This window comes from Inquilinus sp. CA228 (genome assembly GCF_052078665.1).
Lineage (GTDB): Bacteria > Pseudomonadota > Alphaproteobacteria > DSM-16000 > Inquilinaceae > Inquilinus.
The window spans coordinates 13,235-27,569 of sequence record NZ_JBQJIK010000068.1; the positions used below are offsets into that span (position 1 = coordinate 13,235).

At 69.4% G+C, this 14,335-nt stretch carries 14 protein-coding genes; 5 read left to right on the plus strand and 9 right to left on the minus strand.

Annotation, left to right across the window (positions count from 1 at the left end):
* Positions 1-34 precede the first annotated feature (34 nt).
* The 4 genes from ACTOWL_RS28070 to ACTOWL_RS28085 all read right to left on the minus strand — a co-directional run bounded on the left by ACTOWL_RS28070 (position 35) and on the right by ACTOWL_RS28085 (position 4,635).
* The gene (locus ACTOWL_RS28070; protein WP_441324583.1) at positions 35-1,378 is read right to left on the minus strand and encodes an alpha-glucosidase/alpha-galactosidase; all 1,344 of its coding nucleotides are present in this window, start codon (positions 1,376-1,378) and stop codon (positions 35-37) included.
* Positions 1,379-1,440: 62 nt separating this feature from the next.
* Entirely contained in the window at positions 1,441-2,754 is a 1,314-nt protein-coding gene (locus ACTOWL_RS28075; RefSeq protein WP_441324584.1) for an ABC transporter substrate-binding protein, read from the minus strand.
* A 35-nt stretch (positions 2,755-2,789) separates the two neighbouring features.
* Positions 2,790-3,689, minus strand: a complete 900-nt coding sequence (locus ACTOWL_RS28080) for a carbohydrate ABC transporter permease (protein WP_441324585.1) — start codon at positions 3,687-3,689, stop codon at positions 2,790-2,792.
* A gap of 10 nt (positions 3,690-3,699) precedes the next feature.
* Positions 3,700-4,635 (minus strand): carbohydrate ABC transporter permease, encoded by a 936-nt coding sequence (locus tag ACTOWL_RS28085; protein ID WP_441324586.1) that lies wholly within the window; start codon positions 4,633-4,635, stop codon positions 3,700-3,702.
* Between the two features lie 200 nt (positions 4,636-4,835).
* Here ACTOWL_RS28085 and ACTOWL_RS28090 point away from each other — a divergent pair, with 200 nt between their 5' ends.
* Both ACTOWL_RS28090 and ACTOWL_RS28095 read left to right on the plus strand, forming a co-directional pair.
* On the plus strand, positions 4,836-5,888 hold the full coding sequence (locus ACTOWL_RS28090; RefSeq protein ID WP_441324587.1) for a LacI family DNA-binding transcriptional regulator: 1,053 nt from the start codon (positions 4,836-4,838) through the stop codon (positions 5,886-5,888).
* A gap of 72 nt (positions 5,889-5,960) precedes the next feature.
* On the plus strand, positions 5,961-6,299 hold the full coding sequence (locus ACTOWL_RS28095) for a hypothetical protein (RefSeq protein WP_441324588.1): 339 nt from the start codon (positions 5,961-5,963) through the stop codon (positions 6,297-6,299).
* A gap of 55 nt (positions 6,300-6,354) precedes the next feature.
* Here ACTOWL_RS28095 and ACTOWL_RS28100 read toward each other — a convergent pair whose 3' ends face one another.
* Entirely contained in the window at positions 6,355-7,428 is a 1,074-nt protein-coding gene (locus ACTOWL_RS28100) for a hypothetical protein (RefSeq protein WP_441324589.1), read from the minus strand.
* Between the two features lie 73 nt (positions 7,429-7,501).
* Entirely contained in the window at positions 7,502-8,824 is a 1,323-nt protein-coding gene (locus tag ACTOWL_RS28105) for a dicarboxylate/amino acid:cation symporter (protein WP_441324590.1), read from the minus strand.
* Between the two features lie 299 nt (positions 8,825-9,123).
* On the opposite strand from ACTOWL_RS28105, the gene ACTOWL_RS28110 reads away from it, so the two are divergent.
* Positions 9,124-11,022 carry a sensor histidine kinase gene (locus ACTOWL_RS28110; protein WP_441324591.1) on the plus strand — a complete coding sequence of 633 codons (1,899 nt, stop codon included), beginning with the start codon at positions 9,124-9,126 and terminating at the stop codon, positions 11,020-11,022.
* Positions 11,019-12,374 (plus strand): sigma-54-dependent transcriptional regulator, encoded by a 1,356-nt coding sequence (locus ACTOWL_RS28115; RefSeq protein WP_441324592.1) that lies wholly within the window; start codon positions 11,019-11,021, stop codon positions 12,372-12,374. Before ACTOWL_RS28110 ends, ACTOWL_RS28115 begins: the two co-directional genes overlap by 4 nt.
* A 13-nt stretch (positions 12,375-12,387) precedes the next feature.
* Here the strand turns inward: ACTOWL_RS28115 and ACTOWL_RS28120 are convergent, their stop codons facing one another.
* Complete coding sequence (locus tag ACTOWL_RS28120; RefSeq protein ID WP_441324593.1) at positions 12,388-12,705, minus strand: type II toxin-antitoxin system RelE/ParE family toxin; 318 nt, start codon at positions 12,703-12,705, stop codon at positions 12,388-12,390.
* On the minus strand, positions 12,702-12,953 hold the full coding sequence (locus ACTOWL_RS28125; protein WP_441324594.1) for a type II toxin-antitoxin system ParD family antitoxin: 252 nt from the start codon (positions 12,951-12,953) through the stop codon (positions 12,702-12,704). Before ACTOWL_RS28125 ends, ACTOWL_RS28120 begins: the two co-directional genes overlap by 4 nt.
* A gap of 117 nt (positions 12,954-13,070) precedes the next feature.
* Here ACTOWL_RS28125 and ACTOWL_RS28130 point away from each other — a divergent pair, with 117 nt between their 5' ends.
* On the plus strand, positions 13,071-13,625 hold the full coding sequence (locus ACTOWL_RS28130) for a chlorite dismutase family protein (RefSeq protein ID WP_441324595.1): 555 nt from the start codon (positions 13,071-13,073) through the stop codon (positions 13,623-13,625).
* A gap of 135 nt (positions 13,626-13,760) precedes the next feature.
* Here ACTOWL_RS28130 and ACTOWL_RS28135 read toward each other — a convergent pair whose 3' ends face one another.
* Positions 13,761-14,309, minus strand: coding sequence for a hypothetical protein (locus ACTOWL_RS28135; RefSeq protein ID WP_441324596.1), 549 nt, complete (start codon positions 14,307-14,309; stop codon positions 13,761-13,763).
* Between the last annotated feature and the right edge of the window lie 26 nt (positions 14,310-14,335).

Sequence of the window (14,335 nt, forward strand, 5' to 3'; positions counted from 1 at the left end):
AGGCGCCGGGACCGGCGCCTCCGTTTTCAGGCGATCACGCCACCCGGAGCAGCGGCGCCGCCTTGGCCGGCGGCCGCAGCGCCTCGGGGATCCACTCGCCATGGGCGGCGAGCAGGTCGTCGACCAGCTTCCAGATCTGGTCCAGGTCGAGCTCCGCCGCCGTGTGCGGGTCCAGCATGGCGGCGTGGTAGATGTGGTCGCGGTTGCCGGTCAGCAGCGCCTCGACCGCCAGCGACTGAACGTTGATGTTGGTCTGCATCAGCGCCGCCAGATGCGGCGGCAGCCGGCCGATGCCGATCGGCTGCACGCCGTTGCGGTCGACCAGGCAGGGCACCTCGACCGTGCAGTCTTCCGGCAGGTTCTCGATCAGCCCGCCATTCTGCACATTGCCGTAGATCACCGCCGGCTGCCCCGTCTCCTTGGCGCGGATGATGGTCGAGCCGTATTCGACGCTGCGCCGGATCTCCAGCGGCACCGACGGGTCCTGCAGCTGGGCCTTCAGCGCGCCCCATTTGTCGATCTGGCGCTCGCAGCGGGTGATGTATTCGTCGAGCGGGATGTTGAACCGGTCGACGATCTCCTCGCGCCCGCGCTTGATGTACCAGGGCACGTATTCGCTGAAATGCTCGCTGGATTCGGTGACGAAATAGCCGAGCCGCAGGAACATGTCGTAGCGGACGCGGTTCCACTCCGGCACCCGGCCCTCCTCCACCACCTTGCGGATCAAGGGCGTCAGGTCTTCGCCGTTGCGCTCGAACTTCAGGTAGAAGGCCATGTGGTTGATGCCGCCGCAGAGATAGCTGATCTCCTCGACCGGCACGCCGATGTCCTCGGCGATCTCCGCCGCGGTGCCCTGCACGCTGTGGCACAGGCCGACGGTCTTGATCCTGGTCGCCCGGTTCAGCGCCCAGCAGTTCATCGCCATCGGGTTGGCGTATTGCAGATGGGTCACGTCCGGGCACAGCCGCTCCATGTCCCGGGCCTGCTCCAGCAGCACCGGCACGGTGCGCAGCGCCCGCATGATGCCGCCGATGCCGAGCGTGTCGGCGATGGTCTGGCGCAGCCCGTAGGTCTTCGGCACCTCGAAATCGGTCACCGTGCAGGGCTTGTAGCCGCCGACCTGGATCATGGTGATGGCATAGTCGGCGCCGTCCAGCGCCCGGGCGCGGTCCAGTGTCGCCTCGATCGTCGCCGGCGCCTTCAACGCCTCGGCGATGCGCCGGGCCACGGTCTCGGAGGTGGCCAGCCGCTCCGGATCGATGTCGTAGAGGGTGATGCGCGCATCCGCCAGCTCCGGATAGGACAGGATGTCGCCGATCAGGTTCTTGGCGAAGACCGTGCTGCCGGCGCCGATGAAGGTGATCTTGGGAGAGGTCATGCGGAGGGTCCCGGTTGGCGGAAGGGCCCGCGGCGCGGCGGCCGCGGGCCGGATTGGAAGAGCTATTCGAACAGCGCGTTGACCTGGTCGTTCGCTTCCTTCAGCAGCGGCGCGACCGGCACGTCCTCGAGGAAGATCCGGTCGAAGGCCACGTTCATGGTCGACAGGATCTGCGGCGAGTAGTCGGTGATCGGGAAGAGGAAGGTCTGATCCGGCGTGGCCTCGCTGGTGAAGGCGGTGACGTCCTGGCCGCGCTCGGCGAAGGCGTCCTGCGCGATCTTGGCCGCCGCCGGGATCGCCGGGAACACCACGCCGGCCTTGCCGATGATGCTCTGGCAGTCGGCGGAGCCGAGGAACTTGACCCATTCCCAGGCCTCGTCCGGGTGCTTGGTGCCGGTCCAGATCGAATCGCCGAGACCGTTGAACATGCTCTTGCGGCCCTGCGGCCCGGTCGGCAGCGGCACGAAGCCGTAGGCGAAGGACACGTTCTTGCCGTACCAGGTGGAGTTCCAGGACCCGTCGGCGACGATCGCCCCCTTGCGGGCGCCGAGCAGCGCGGTGCCGCCGAGGGCGCCGACATCCTTCTGCGGCAGGCCGTAGCCCTTCTTCAGCGACAGGTCGCGCAGCCAGGTCAGGGTCTCGGCCAGCACCGGGTCGTCGTAGTGGTATTTGGTGCCCCAGGGCTCGTCGATGAACTTGAAGCCGGCGGAGACGGCCAGCCAGCTCCACTGCGTCTGGCCGTAGCCGTCGATCTTCGGGGTGATCAGCCCGTACTGGACGACGTTCTTGGGGTCGAATCCGGCCTCGTCGCCGCGCTTGCCATTGGCGTCGAGCGACAGCCGGGCCAGGATCTTCTCGAAGCTGCCGCCGTCCTTCGGGTTCCAGGTGGCGGCGCGCAGCTCGTCGACCGTCACCCCGGCCTTGTCCAGCATCTCCTTGTTGTAGACCAGCGCCACCGTGTCCCAGTCCTTGGGCATGCCGTAGAGCTTGCCGTCGCGGGTCCACAGGTCGACCAGCCCGGCGCTGTAGATCTTGGTGTCGACCTTGTCGCGCTCGACCAGCGGCGCCAGGTCCATGATCTGCTCGTTGGCGACGAATTCGGGATAGGAGCGCAGATGGTCGGCGAAGACGTCCGGCGCCTCGCCGGAGACGAAGCCGGTCGACAGCGTGGTCCAGTAGTCGAGCCAGCCATACTGCGTCACCTTGACGGTGATGTCGGGGTGCTTGGCGTGGAACGCGTCGCCGCAGGCCTGGTAGTGCGGCGCCTGCAGCGCGTCCCACAGCCAGTAGTTCAGCGTGGTCTCGGCCCGGGCGGCGCCGGCCAGCGACATCGCCGCCGCCGATAGAAGCAGGATCCTCGACAGACTGGTACGCATCTTGAGCCTCCTCCGATGTTTGTTGATGCCGCGGGTCATTTCAGCCCGCTGAACTGCAGGGATTCGACGACGCGCCGGCCGAACAGCACGAGCAGCACGATCACCGGCACGATCGACAGCACGGTACCGGCCATCAGCCCGGTCCAGTCCGGATTGCCGTTCTGCTGCTGGGTCTTGAAGGCGGCCAGCGCCACCGACATGACCCGGACGTCGGCGTCGCGCCCGACCAGGAACGGCCAGAAGAAATCGTTCCAGGCGTTGATCGACAGCAGGATCGCCAGGGTGGCGATGGCGCTCTTGTGCACCGGCAGCACCACCGACCAGAAGGTGCGGAACGGCGTGGCGCCGTCGATCCGCGCCGCCTCCTCCAGCTCGCGCGGGGTGGTCAGGAAGAACTGACGCAGGAAGAACACGGCGAAGGGCGACATCAGGATGGTCGGCGCCACCATGCCCTGGAAGGTGTTCAGCCAGCCCAGCTCCTTGATCAGCACGAAGTTCGGGATGAACAGCACGATCGCCGGGATCATGGTGGCGGCGATGAACAGGTAGAAGATCACCGTCGACCCGATGAAGCGGATCCGCGCGAAGGCATAGGCGGCCAGCGCCGAGAAGAAGATCTGCCCGCCGACCGTCAGCAGCGTGAAGATCAGGCTGTTGCGCAGCGCCAGGGCGAAGTTGATCGGCGTCGACGGGGTGGCGGGGTCGACCGGCGCCAGGCCCAGCACGCGACGGAAGTTGTCGAGGGTCACCTCGACCGGCACCAGCAAAGTCGCCTGGTCGAACAGCGTCGAGGTCGGCACCAGCGCCGTCTTCAGCGTGATCCAGAGCGGGAACAGCGAGCAGACGATGAAGCCGGCCAGCATCGCCCAGGCCAGGATGCGGCCAGGGGACAGGCGGAAGGCGGAGGCTTGCGGCAGGATTGCGGTCGCGGTCATGGCTGCCCCCTCACTCGAGATCCGAGCTGCCGGCGCGCAGCGCCCGCATCTGCAGGATGGTGATCAGGATCAGCACCGCGAACAGCGCCACCGACATCGCCGAGGCGTAGCCCATCTTCGAGAAGCGGAAGGCGCTTTCGTAGACATACCAGATGATCGCGCTGGTCGAGTTCGCCGGCCCGCCCTGGGTGGTGACGGCGATGGTGTCGAACACCTGGAACGAGCCGATCACGCTGGTCACCAGCACGAACACCAGCACCGGGCGCAAGAGCGGCAGGGTGATGCGGCGGAACACCACCCACTCCCCCGCCCCTTCCAGCCGCGCCGCCTCGTACAGCGAGCGCGGGATCGCCTGCAGCCCGGCGTAAAACAGGAGCGCGGTGAGGCCGACATGGCGCCAGATGTTGATCCCGGCGATCGACATGATGGCGATGTCCGGCGTCGCCAGGAAGGACTGGCGCGGCACCCCGACCAGCCCGAGGAAGGCGTTGGTCATGCCGAGCAGCGGGTCGAGCAGCCACAGCCAGATCAGCGCGGCGATGACGTTGGACAGGAGATAGGGCGCGATCACCACCGCCCGCAGCGCCACCGACTTGCTCAGCCGGTCCATCATCACCGCCAGGGCCAAGCCCAGCACGGTCTGCAGCGGGATGTTGTAGAGCACATAGGCGATGGTGATGCGGGCCGACTGCCAGAAGCGCGGGTCCCCGGCCAGCTTCACGTAGTTGTCGAAGCCGATGAATTTCGGCGCCCGCATCAGGTTCCAGTCGGTCAGGCTGATCTCGACCGCCCGCAGCGTCGGGTACAGGTAGAAGATGCCGAAGCCGATCAGCGCCGGCAAGATGAACAGCCAGCCGGTCAGGTTGCGCTGCAGCGCCGCCCGCAGCTTGGGCCGGGACCGCAGCCAGCCGGCCGCCGCCGGCCTGCTCCATTCCGCTGCCACCATCCTCGACCATCCTCCCCGGATCGGGCCCCGGCATCCTATGGAAGCAGGGCTTCTGTCTGTGGATGACACGTGTCAGTATCGTTACTAACACGTGTTAGCTATAGTCAAACGAGATCCGGCCGGCTTGTCAAGCGCCGACCGGCATGGCACAGGGACAAGGGCGTTTCCGATCGGCCGGGGCGCCCGTGAAGCGGATGGACATGGAACGACGCAGGGTCACCAGCCACGATGTCGCCCGCCGGGCCGGGGTGTCGCGCGCCACCGTCTCGATGGTGCTGAACCGGTCGAAGGCGGTGGTGATCAGCGCCGAGACCCGGCAGCGCGTGCTGGAGGCCGCGGCGGCGCTGGGGTACCGGCCGAACTCGGCGGCGCGGATGCTGGTGCGCGGCGACACCGAGACCATCGGCCTGGTGGTCACCGACCCGCAGGTGCTGGCGGTCGACGGCTTCGTGCCGCAGCTGCTGTACGGCATCAGCCAGGCGACGAGCGAGAGCGGCTATCGCATCCTGCTGGAGGGGGTCGAGCCCGGCGCCGGGCCGCACGCCTATGGCGAGCTGGTGGAGGGCCGCCGCATCGACGGGCTGATCGTGCTGAACCCGCCGACCGACGCGCCGCAGATCCATGCGCTGATCGACCAGGGCTTCCCGCTGGTGCTGCTCGGCTCGGTCCGCCATCCGCGCGAGCATGCGGTGAATTTCTCCACCCGCCGCGCCATCCGCCGCTCGATGGACCATCTGGTCGGGCTGGGGCACCGGGCGATCGCCCATATCGGCTTCTCGCCGCCCGGCTTCGTCGCCACCGATGCGCGGCTGAACTCCTACCGCGAATCGCTGCGCGCCCACGGCATCGAGCCGGAGGACCGGCTGGTCGCCTATGGCGCCTTCAGCGCCGAGAGCGGCCATCGGGCGATGCGCGAGCTGCTGGACCGCGGCGGCGCGCGGCCGACGGCGGTGCTGGCCGGCAACGATACCATCGCGCTGGGCGCGATGGCGGCGCTGACCGATGCCGGGCTGTCGGTGCCGGACGACATCGCCATCGTCGGCTTCGACGACCTGCCCTTCGCCGCCCTGCTGCGCCCGGCCCTGACCACGGTGCGCAACCCGGGGGTCGAGCAGGGCCGCCAGGCGGCGCAGCTGCTGATCCGCCTGCTCAAGGGCGAGACGGTCGAGCAGCGCCGCATCGCCCTGCCGACCGAGCTGGTGATCCGCGATTCCTGCGGCGCGCGACGACAGCCGGGCAACGGAAATCCGTGAATTTAAGAATAATCCATTATACTCTCGACCGACGTCTCCGATGTTCGGAGATGGATAGTCGAAGGAATTATCATGCGCTTTTCGATAGGGGCATTGTTCGCCCTGGCCGCGTTCGGCGGCCTGGCCGCAGCCACGCCGGCGATGGCGGCTGACGAGCTGGAGTTCACCCTCACCAACGCCACCTCGGTCAGCGCCACGGAGTTCTACGTGTCGCCGGTCAATGTCGACGATTGGGAGGACAATCTGCTGGAGGGCAAGTACCTGCCCGCCGGCAACGAGGTGACGGTGACCATCGGCGACGGCCGGCGCACCTGCACCTACGACCTGAAGACAGTGTTCGAGGACGGCCGGACGGCGGAGAACGACGGCATCAACCTGTGCGAGCTCGGCAAGTACACCGTACACGAATGACCGGATGCCGGGGCGGTGCCACGCCGCCCCGGCCCGGATGTCACGGCGTCGGATGTCACGGAGTCGGGGGCGCGCAGCCCGGCCGGTCGAACAGCGCGGCCAGGCCGCAGGCCGAGGTCAGCATGCGGTCGCCGTCATGGCCGACGCCCTGGACCAGCAGCAGCTTCTGCCGGAACCCGTCCGGATGGCGGCCGCGCAGATACTGCACATAGGCCTCGCCGCGGGCGAGGCGGTAAGGGCCCTGCGCCTCGGCCATGCAGGTCTTGTCCAGCGCCGGGTGGTTCGGATCGGTGTCGGCGGTGCCGAGCAGATAGGTCACGTCGCGGCCGAGATAGGCCTGCTCCAGCGCCGCCGGGGTCGCTGCCCCGGCATAGGCGGGGAGATCGGCCATGCCGTATTTCCAGCGGTCGAATTTCGGACAGGCGGCGGCGCCGGCGAAGGGGCCGAAGCCGCCCTCCCCGTCCGGCCGGTCGGGGCTGAAATAGGCGTAGGAGGACGGGTTGGCGACGACGTAGCGCACGGCGATGCCGGCTGCGACCGGCGTTGCCTCGCCCCGGCCGAGGATGGCGTAGCGCTGCACCACCTGGCCGCCGCCGGAATGGCCGGCCACCACGATCGTCGTCAGGTCCGGGAACAGCGTGCGGTCGGCCAGCCGGGCCAGGATCGCGTCGAGCCCGGCGAAGGCGCTGATCGGCGCCGGGCCGCGGGCGTCGCCGCCGCCCTCCCAGCCGGTGGTGCCCCAGCGCAGCGTGTCGGCCGGCAGGCGGTGCGCCCGCGCATCGACCTCGGCGAGGAATTGCGGCACGACCAGGATCGCGGCCTGGCCCGACTCCCCCGCCGCCGCCAGCGCCTTCTCGGCCGAGGCGCGGTAGACGTCGGCGTTGCGCAGCCGGCCATGGATGACGATCACCGCCCGGGTCACGCCCGGCTGCGGCCGCGACCAGTCGCGCGAGACATAGAGCGCCAGCTCGCCGCTGCCGGCCGACGTGGTCACCGGCAGGCGCCGGTCGGCGACTTCCTTGACCGGCTTCTCGGGCGGGCTCTCATCGGCCGCCCGCAGCGGCGGCGCCGACAGGGTGACCAAGGCCGCTGCCGCGGCGAGGACACCGAGGACATATCGCAGGACCATGCTGCGCCTCCCTGTGATCTCGAACCCTGCACGCAGAAAGGGCGGTGGACCGTCGGCCCGCCGCCCTGTCGTCTCACTCCGCCGGGGCGGGGGCCGTGCCGTCCTCCGGCACCGGCAGCGGTTCGCCGGCGAGGGCGGCCCGCAGCCGGTTCTCGTCGAGTGCGCCTTCCCAGCGGGCGACCACGACGGCGGCGACGGCGTTGCCGATGAAGTTGGTCAGCGCCCGGCATTCCGACATGAAGCGGTCGACGCCGAGGATCAGCGCCATGCCGGCGACCGGCACGGTCGGCACCACCGACAGCGTCGCCGCCAGGGTGATGAAGCCCGAGCCGGTGACGCCGGCCGCACCCTTGGAGCTGAGCATCGCCACCGCCAGCAGCAGGATCTCGTCGCCGAGCGACAGATGCGTGTTCGTCGCCTGGGCGATGAACAGCGCCGCCATGGTCATGTAGATGTTGGTGCCGTCGAGGTTGAAGGAATAGCCGGTCGGGATCACCAGCCCGACCACCGACTTGGCGCAGCCCGCGCGCTCCATCTTCTCGATCAGCGACGGCAGCGCCGCCTCCGACGAGCTGGTGCCCAGCACCAGCAGCAGCTCGGCCTTGATGTAGCGGATCAGGGCCAGGACCGAGAAGCCGTTGTAGCGGGCGACGGCGCCGAGCACGACCACCACGAAGATGATCGAGGTCGCGTAGAAGGTGCCGACCAGGAAGGCCAGGTTGATCACCGAGCCGATGCCGAACTTGCCGATGGTGAAGGCCATGGCGCCGAAGGCCCCGATCGGCGCCACCTTCATCAGGATGTGGACAACCTTGAACACCGCGCCCGACACGGCCTTCATGAAGTTCAGCACCGGCACGCCCTTCTCGCCGGTCATGGCCAGGCCGACGCCGAACAGCACCGAGACGAACAGCACCTGCAGGATGTCGCCGCCGACGAAGGCGCTGAACATCGTCGCCGGGATGATGCCGGTCAGGAAGCCGATGATCGACTGGTCATGTGCCTTGGCGGCGTAGCCCTCGACCGCCTTGGCGTCGAGCGTGGCCGGGTCGATGTTCAGGCCGGCGCCCGGCTGCACCAGGTTGGCGATCACCAGGCCGACGATCAGCGCCAAGGTCGAGAACACCAGGAAGTAGCCGAGCGCCTTGGCGCCGACCCGTCCGACCTTCTCCAGGTCGCGCATCCCGGCGATGCCGGTGACGACGGTCAGGAAGATCACCGGCGAGATGATCATCTTGACCAGGCTGATGAAGGCGTCGCCGAGCGGCTTCATCGACGCGCCGAGCTCGGGGTAGAAATGGCCGAGCAGGACGCCGATCACGACCGCGATCAGCACCTGGACGTAGAGATGGCGGTAGAAGGGCACGGGACGCGGGGTGGCGTCGGCTGTGGCCATGGCACACACTCCTCGGGGCGCAGGCCGCGATGACCGCAGCCGGCATGGGGTTTCCTGCCGCCCCGGGGATGCCCCTTCTTACGGACGGCCCCAGGAAAGGTGCAATCGCCGTGCCAGCCGAGGCGCATCTGCGCAATTTTTCGTTATCCCCTTGATCGGAAAGGGCCATTCCCGGACGTCCGTCGCTCACCTCAGGTCGATGTGTGCGGAATCCCGCACAAGACCGGATAGGGCCGGGCGGAGTTCCGCACAGCCCTTCGCCGCAGTCATTCCGGCCCCGCGGTGCTAGACTCGCCGGCATGACCGCTGTCGACCGTCCCCTGTCCGCCGCAGCCCCGGCCCGGCCCGCCGCCGCGGTGCCGGTCGCGCCGCACCGGTGGCGCAGCTGGGCGGTCTTCGCCGCGGTCGGCGCCGCGCTGTTCGCCGCCGTGGTCTGGCAGGCCGGACCGGTCGGGCGCGACCGCGCGCTGGGCGAGATCGCGCGCTCGGCCGAGGCGGCGCTGGGGCTGCATGTCGCGATGCTCCGCAGCGAGCTGGAGAAGCAGCGCTCCCTGCCCTTCGTCCTGGCCCAGGACCCGGATGTCCGCGCCGCGCTGACCGCCGCCAACGACCGGCAGCGGCTGGACGGGATCAACGCCAAGTTCGAGGCGCTGAGCCGCGGCACGCGGGCGGCGGTGATCTATCTCTTGGACCGCGGCGGCACCGCGATCGCGGCCAGCAACTGGCGCGAGCCGATCAGCTTCGTCGGCCAGCACTACGCCTTCCGCGGCTATTACCAGCGCGCGGTCGAGACCGGCGAGGCCGAGTTCTTCGCCATGGGCACGATGAGCCGCAAGCCGGGCTCGTACCTGTCGCGCCGGATCGACGGGCCGAACGGCCTGTTGGGCGTGATCGTGGTCAAGGTCGAGTTCGACGAGATGGAGGAGGCCTGGGGCCGCTTCGCCGAGACCGCCTTCGTCACCGACGAGCGCAACGTGGTGCTGCTGACCGACATGCCGGATTGGCGCTTCCGCAGCTATGGCCCGCTGCCGGAGGAAGAGCGCGCGGCGGTGCGCGAGAGCCTGCAATACGGCGGCGCGCCGCTTGACCCGCTGCCGATCGCGCCGGACGCGACCTCGCCCCGGCCCGAGGCGGTGACCGCGACCCTGCCGGGCGCGCGGATGGCCGGGCGCTTCCTGGCCCTCGCCGCCCCGGTGCCGACCACCGGCTGGACCCTGCATCTGCTGGCCCCGACCTCGCCGGCCGTCGGCCGCGCCATGATGGACACGCGGCTGATCGCCGGGCTGGTGACACTGCTGGCCCTGGCCGCTGCCGCGGCGCTGCTGTATCGCCGCAACCGCGCCCTGACCAACACGGCGCGGCAGGCGGCGGCGCAGGCGGAGCTGGAGCGCCGGGTCGTCGAGCGCACCCGGGCCTTGAACGACGCCAACCAGCGCCTGACTGAGGAGATGGAGGAGCGGCGCCGCGGCGAGCAGCGCCGGCAGCAGCTGCAGGAGGAGCTGACCCAGGCCAACCGCCTGGCGATCCTGGGCCAGGTCGCGGCCAGCGTGGCGCATGAGATCAACCAGCCGGTGGCGGCGATCCGCGCCTATGCCGACAACGCCTCGGTGTTCCTGGAGCGCGACAAGCCGGCGGCGGTGCGCGAGAACCTGTCGACCATCGCCGGGCTGACCGACCGGGTCGGCACCATCACCCAGCATCTGCGCGCCTTCTCGCGCAAGGCGACCAACCGGATCGAGGCGACCTCCTGCGCCGATGCGGTCGAGGGGGCGCTGCTGCTGACCCGGCCGCGGATCCGCCGCCAGTCGGTGCGGCTGGTGCAGGACCTGCCCCCGGGCGACATCCGGGTGGTGGCGGAGCGGGTGCGGCTGGAGCAGATCCTGGTCAACCTGCTGCAGAACGCGCTCGACGCCGTCGACGGCCGGCCCGGCCCGGAGATCCGCATCGCGGTGGACATCCCCGTGGACGCGGGGGAGGCCGAGGAGGTTAGGATCGCGGTGTCCGATACCGGCAAGGGCCTCGACTCCGACGCGATGAAGGCGCTGTTCATCCCCTTCGCCACCTCCAAGCCGGCCGGGCTCGGCCTCGGCCTGGTGATCTGCCAGGACATCGCGCGGGAGTTCGGCGGCAGCATCGCCGCCACCAACCGCGACGGCGGCGGCGCCGTGTTCACCGTGACGCTGAAGCGGGCGCCATGACCACGGCGGGGCAAGTGGTCTTCGTCGACGACGAGGCCGAGATCCGGCACGCCAATGTGCAAAGCCTGGAGCTGGCCGGCTTCGAGGTCACGGCGCTGGACTCCGCCCGCGCCGCGCTGGACACGGTCGACCGCGACTTCCCGGGCGCCGTGGTCACCGACATCCGCATGCCGGAGACCGACGGCCTCGCCTTGTTCCAGAAGCTGCGCGAGCTCGACCCCGACCTGCCGGTGATCCTGATCACCGGCCATGGCGACATCGCCATGGCGGTCGGCGCCATGCGGGACGGCGCCTACGACTTCCTGGCCAAGCCCTACCCGGCCGAGCGGCTGGTCGACAGCGTCCGCCGGGCGGTGGAGAAGCGGCGCCTGGTGATCGAGAACCGCCGGTTGAAGGCGCAGCTGGAAGAGGCCGACGACCTCGCCTTCCTTGGCGACACGCCGGAGATGGAGCGGCTGCGCGACGCCGTGCGCAACGTCGCCGACGCCGATGTCGACGTGCTGGTGCTGGGCGAGACCGGATCGGGCAAGGAGGTGGTGGCCGAGGCGCTCCACCGCTGGAGTCGGCGGCGGTCGAAGCCGCTGGTGGCGCTGAACTGCGGCGCGCTGCCGGAGAGCGTGATCGAGAGCGAGCTGTTCGGGCACGAGGCCGGCGCCTTCACCGGGGCGCAGAAGCGCCGCATCGGCCGGATCGAGCATGCCGATGGCGGCACCCTGTTCCTGGACGAGGTCGAGAGCATGCCGGCGGCGCTGCAGGTCAAGCTGCTGCGCGTGCTGGAGGAGCGGGCGGTCGAGCCGCTCGGCACCAATGAGCGCCGGCCGCTGGATCTGCGCGTGGTCGCCGCCACCAAGACCGACCTCGCCACGGCGTCGCAGGAGGGGAAGTTCCGGGCCGACCTGTACTACCGGCTGAACGTGGTGACGCTGCGCATCCCGCCCTTGCGCGAGCGCCGGGCCGACATCCCGCTGCTGTTCGCCCATTTCCTGGCCCGCGCCGCCGAACGCTTCCGCCGCGACCCGCCGCCGCTCGGCGACGCGGTGCGGCGGCACCTGCTGGACCATGACTGGCCGGGCAATGTGCGGGAGCTGGCGCATTTCGCCGACCGGGTCGCGCTCGGCCTCGGCGGGATCGACGCCCCGGCGCCGCTGGAGACGCCGGCCAGCCTGCCGGAGCGGGTCGAGCGCTACGAGGCCGCCCTGCTGCGCGAGGCGCTGGCGGCGCACAAGGGCGACGTGCGGGCGACGCACGAGGCGCTGGGCCTGCCGCGCAAGACCTTCTACGACAAGCTCACCCGCCACGGCATCGACCCGAACGAATATAGAGCCGAGCCGATCGGAAGACGGGCGGGGTGAGCGTAGATAAGGATCATGCCGTCGGCGGCAGATCCCGCAGCAGCCCGGCGAGATCGCGAGCTCCGTGCAGCACACGAATGATGATCGGCGGCCGGCGCTCGCAGTCATAGACCATGACGTAAGGGAAACCCGGCAGGATCAGGAATCGATATCGCCGTTCTGCGACATCAGGTCGATGAGCACCGATGTCGGGATGTGCGCCGATCCGGTTCGCTCCGCCCGCTGCGGTATCCAGCAAAGCCTGAGCGGCCGCAGCGTTATCCTTCGCGATCCAGCGCACCGCTTCCAAAAGGTCGCGCCGCGCCTGTGGCAAGAATTTCGCCGCTTTCACCGTTTGGCGTCGGCAATGATCTGTTGAGCTTCTGCGAGAACCTCGTCCAGCGTGAACGTGCCCTCCCGGTCACCTTCTTCCTCCGCCTCTCGTAGCATCGCCATAAAGGCTTGGCGGCGCTCTTCGGCTTCCTGCAACAGGCGCAGGCCGGACCGCACGACCTCACTGACGTTGTTGTAGCGCCCCTCCTCCACGCATTTGCGGGCGAAGCGCTCCAGCTCTGGCGTCAGGTGTACGTTGGTCGCCATTGAACACACCTATGTCAAACCTTGACATAAGATGAGGCCGGGCTTGTACGCCTGCAACAGCTTTTCCCACGACCAGAGCAATTGCACCCGATCCTCCTGCCATGCTCAGAATGCGGTATGCCCGTCCCTCTCCTCGTCACCTTCGCCGCCGGCCTGCGAGGCCCGTGGCGGATCGACCGGATCGATGCCGTGATCGGCGATGCCCTGCCCATGGCCGAACGGCTCGCCGTGCGGGAGGGGCCGCAGCCGCCGGATGGCGCCGGTGGCGCGTGGGCACTGCGCGGCACCACCAGCAACCAGCGCTACACCACCCGGCCCGAGGCCGATGCGCTCGTCGCCCGGCAGCAGGGATTGGGCCGGCCGGAGGCGACCCGGGCGGCGCTGATCCCGATCCGCAAGACCGAGGCCTGGTGGGCTCTGGCCCAGGACCAGCGCCGCGCCGTGTTCGAGGAGCAGTCGCGCCATATCGCCATCGGCCTGGAATACCTGCCGGCCGTCGCCCAGCGCCTGCATCACAGCCGCGAACTGGGCGAGCCCTTCGATTTCCTGACCTGGTTCGAATACGCGCCCGAGCATGTCGACGCCTTCGAGGCCCTGGTGCGCCGGCTGCGCGAGACGACGGAGTGGCGCTACGTCGACCGCGAGATCGACATCCGTCTGAGCCGGGTGTGAAAAAGACCAGCTGTAGGTTGGGTTCGCGACAGCGAACCCAACAGCCCGAGCCGATGTTGGGTTCGCAAACGCGAACCCAACCTACGCCGCTACCCGAGCAAGTAAGATTCTGGCTTCATGTGGAGGTCGATCACCTCACGGCAGCTTGACGAAATCCGCGTCGATCGTGGAATCGACCTTGCCGTTCACCGTCCGGGTGTAGTGCAGCGACAGCTTGCCGGGCGCGGTCAGGGTGCGGCGGTAGGTCTGCAGCTCGGTCTGGCCGCCGGTCTTCGCCGTCAGCTCGGTGGTCAGCACCGAGCCTTCCAGCCGCGCCTTGGCCTGGGCGCCGCTGTCCGCCCGGGCCGACCAGACGTTCGGCGTCTTGCCGGGCGCGAAGATCGCGGTGTTCTCGCGCATCTTGAGCTGGTCGTCATTGGCCGCGCCGTCGCGCGGCCCCTCGGCGCTGCGCCAGCGCAGGAACAGCCCGCCATCGGCCGACGCATCGATCACCAGCGCCGCGGCCCGGCGGGTGTCGCCCTCGCCCTGGCTGGCGCCGACCCAGGAGCCGCGAAACGCCTCGATCCCGGTCACCGCGGCCGGCGCCGCAGCGGCCGCGGGCGGCTTGGTCTCCCCGGATGCCGGAACGCAGGCGCCCAGCGCCGTGATCGCAGCCACCCCCAGGATGGCGTGCCGCAGCCTCATTCTGTCCCCCTTCCCGTCCCCACAGG